General features: G+C 53.1%; 1 protein-coding gene. It reads left to right on the forward strand.

Annotated elements, in window-relative coordinates; all coding sequences use genetic code 11:
* Nucleotides 1-484 precede the first annotated feature (484 nt).
* Nucleotides 485-3,979 carry a coiled-coil domain-containing protein gene (locus tag QP909_RS11520; protein ID WP_284767308.1) on the forward strand — a complete coding sequence of 1,165 codons (3,495 nt, stop codon included), beginning with the start codon at nucleotides 485-487 and terminating at the stop codon, nucleotides 3,977-3,979.
* The last annotated feature ends 34 nt before the right edge of the window (nucleotides 3,980-4,013 follow it).

Here is a 4,013-nt window from a genome sequence, read left to right on the forward strand (position 1 = left end):
GCTTTTCTTCAGTGACACCGTAGTCATTATCGGTGAAACTCCTTCTAGATCAGAGCCTCACACACAAACTTCCTGACACCCTCGCCCGCGATGGTTCTCAGTGCCTGTCCTTGGAAGCAGCCGCATATCCAGGCGTCTTCTTGACCATGCACTCTAACGGATCGGTAGCTGTTCAAAGCAACCCGAACGCCAAAGGTGCAACGTGGTGTCCTGCAAGTGTGGCAGAAACTCCCACAGGAACTCGCCTTGCTTCGGCACTAAATCAAAATCGTGTTCTCACAGCAAGTGGGACGCAAAAGGTTGCGACCACCACTTCTCGCACGAGTGAATCGGTGTGGTTTATCGACCAGGGCCTTGCCCTACCCGGGAAGTAAACACAAAACATGTAATAAAAGGGCCGCCACTGTGTATGCCTTTTCAGGCTGCTTTCGCTGTAACGCATAGCGCCCAATTAACCCATACCTTTAGATAAGAAAGTCCGCACATGCGCTACAAGCATCATCACCCTGCGAAGACAGTGACACATTGCGCTCGAAAAATCATGTCCGTTATCACCGCTGCTGCAGTAGGGCTTAGCCTTTCGTCAGCGCATGCGCTTGCCCAAGTAGATCAACGCGACCTGGGTGCTGAGATTGCTGATGAACAGCAAGCGCGAAACTATGCCATTGAAATGGTGAGCACCAACTTCCCTGCCTCGCAGGCAGCTGCTGAAGAAGTACTTCGAGGCGGGCAAGAAGAATTATCTGCTTATGCGAAATCAGGCATGGATGAGGCCCGCACTCAAGACCTTCGCCAAATAGTGGTGACAATCTCTTCACTATCTGAAGAAAACGTTCAAAACGCAGCCAAACAGGCACTTGATGCAGGTGATATCGACAGTCTTAGCAACTTTATCGATACTGGGTGGCAAACAGCCCAAACCGAAGATGATCGTGCCACCGCGTGGAAAGCGACCCAAGCGCCAGAAGGAAGTGTCCTTAAATCAGCAGCCGAAAAGGCACTATCTACAGACACTGAAGAAGCCCTAAGCGAGTTTGCAGCAACAGGTGCAGATAAAGCTCGCTGGGATGATAAACGACGCGAAGTCTACGAACTTTCCCGATCCCCACTCCCATCAGTTGCTGCAGGCGCTTCAGAAGCACTGATGACAGATACAGATACAGCAATTGAGTCGTATCTTCGCTATGGGCAGTTTGTTGATGCGGCCCAAGACTCAGAGAAGATGAGTATTACCGAACTGGTCGATACCGCTATCGAAGAGTCCGATAAAGCCCAGCGTGCCGCAAGCTTCGCTGCAACAAACGCTGACCAAGCCAGACGGGCAACAGAGGCATCTCGACAGGCTACTCAAAAAGCAAAAGATGAGGCACTAGCCGCCGATGCAGCACAAGTAAGGGCAGGCAATGCCGCAGCGTCGGCAGGAAAGCTTGCTAACCAGTCTGCCCAAGTAGCCGATAACGCAGTGGCTGCAGCAGCAGAAGCACGACAAGCCTTAGCCCAAACTGCCGATGCTCTAGCTCGTGCAGCCTCTGCTGCTTCTCGGGCACGGATTGCAGCCCAAGAAGCAGCATCCCGTGCTTCTGCGGCAGGCTATGACGCCTCCATGGCATCTCAAGCGCGCCAAGCAGCCGAACAAGCTCGTGATGCTGCACGGGCTGCTGACAAAGCCGCGCAATCTTTTGTCCACGCAGACGCCGCCGCCGGCTTTGCCCGCACCGCCAGCGGCGCCGCAGCCAGCGCTGCAAACAATGCAGATGCGGCAGCAGCCGCTGCATCCGAAGCAGCAGCCGCCGCAGGAGCCGGTGACCAAGCCGCAGCAGAAGCACGAGCAGGTGCCGCACGAGCACGCGCAGCAGCCTCTCGAGCACGCGCAGCCTCTAACGAAGTCGACGGAATCGTCAACCAGATCACCGAACTAGTACAAAAAGCCCGTACAGCAGCTCGACAAGCCGCCGACCACGCAAACAAAAGCGCCCAAGCCGCAGAAGACGCAGCACGAGAAGCCGGCAATGCCTCTGCCGCCGCACAAAGAGCCGGCGCTAATGCCCAATCAGCCCAAGAATCAGCGATAAAATCCATCGAGGCCATCAACCTTGCCAATGACATCGCCAAACTTTCTCAAGAAGCTGCCACCCAGCGCCAAGAACAAGAAGCCCAATACCTCAAAGACCAAGCAGTATATGCACGTGAACTCGAAGATGCACAAGATAAGGTAGTCCACGATAACAAGGAAGAAAAACAACGCCTGCAAGCAGATCTGACAGAACTTGCCTCTCTAGCGCAAGTTCCTGAGGAGAGTATCGACACTGCAAAAGTCCAGCAACTTACAGTCTCTGCTTTACAAGTAGGCGATTCCATGGTCCAGGGCGGCGCTCAAGTCGCACTCCAAACCGGATCTCACGAAGATCTTCTGGCCTTCGTGAAGTCTTTCGACTCCCTCAAATACCAAGACAATGTCACCAAGGCCCAATTCTTGTGGCAGGCAGATCCCAACCCAGAAATCCGCAAAGCTGCCGACGAGCATATCGAAGACCCTCCAGCAGAGTTAGACACGTTCCTTAACGAGACTGTTCACACTATGAAAGTCCCGGAACTAACTCGACAAGCTTGGCAGCTTCGCGACGCCGGCGGCAATACCGTTAAGGAAAAAGCTGACGCAGCCATTTCTTCTGGAACCTACGATGACCTTGCCGATTTTGTCGTTGAAGGCGGCTTTGAAAAAGCTCGATATGAAGACCAACAACGCCAAGCCTACGAACTCGCAAGAACCGGCGGACCCGAACTTAAAGCTTCTGCAGAAGCAGCCGTGCTCGGCGACCGAGCCATGCTCAACGAATTTGTCTCTGTTGAAGCTTTTCGAAAGTCTGGCGATGATGCCGAGCGCACAGTTTACAACGACAGTATCGACGCTCTACTTCAACAGGGTTTTTCCGCAGCACAAAAAGCATCCGAAAGCGCAGCTAAAGCCCAGCATTCCTACTACGCCGCCTATGGCGATTCTGTAAAAGCAAGAGACTACGCCAATCAAGCTTCGCAGTGGGCAGGAAAGGCAGCTCAATCTGCCCGAATCGCACAAGACCATGTGCGCAACGCAGAAAACTCCCTACGCTTTGCTCTAGCCCAGAAAGAGCGAGCTCATGCTGCCGCCAACCAAGCGGAAGCCGATGCACGACAAGCTGGCGCTAATGCCGATGCAGCTACCAGCTATGCTTTACAAGCACACCAATCAGCAAGTGATGCCGCAAGTTCTGCTGCAACCGCACGCCAATCAGCCAATCAAGCCGGCTACGACGCTCAGCGTGCAGGCCAAGCAGCTCAAGAAGCCTACGACGCAGCAATCCAAAAGCAACTCGCAGAAGAAGCAGAACTACAAGAAGCCTCCATGGCTGGAGCAGGTGACAACGCACCGACAAGCGTTCTTGATGCCATTAAAGAAACCATCGGCAAAGAAGCACTAAACATCTTGCTTGACTTTATAGGCGTTACCGACGTAATCAATTGCTTCAAGGGAGAAATCTCAGGCTGCCTCTGGACTGCATTAAGCTTCATTCCAGGCGGGGCCATTGTTAAGTTCGGCAAAGGGTTAAAGGCAGCATCGGCTATCCGGAAACTCTTAGCCAAGCTCCCAGATGTCAAAAAACTCCTAAGCGTACGCAAGCAACAAAAAGCAGACCGCCTTATCGCTGGTCTGAGTAAACCAGGAAAATGCGGGATCGCACTAGCAGCATCTCTCCAACAACCGACGTATTCCTTCGCCATACACAGGCCAACACACAACAAGACTAAAGCACATATTCAGCCTGCTATCTCGCGCTGCGGCGGATATCCCAGGACATTTACTGTCCATCAGCTCGATATCCACACGTTAACCCCAGATGAACTTAACGTGTTCATGAAATGGGACAGGACAACACCGCTAAGCGATATTAAAGCTTCTGGGGTTGCCCGCAAATCGTGGACACGTAGTGGGGCTACCTAGTGTTTAGGCAGCTATTTCTTTTCTACTGGTGGTT

Origin of the sequence: Corynebacterium sp. MSK195 (genome assembly GCF_030228885.1) — a bacterium.
GTDB lineage: Bacteria > Actinomycetota > Actinomycetes > Mycobacteriales > Mycobacteriaceae > Corynebacterium.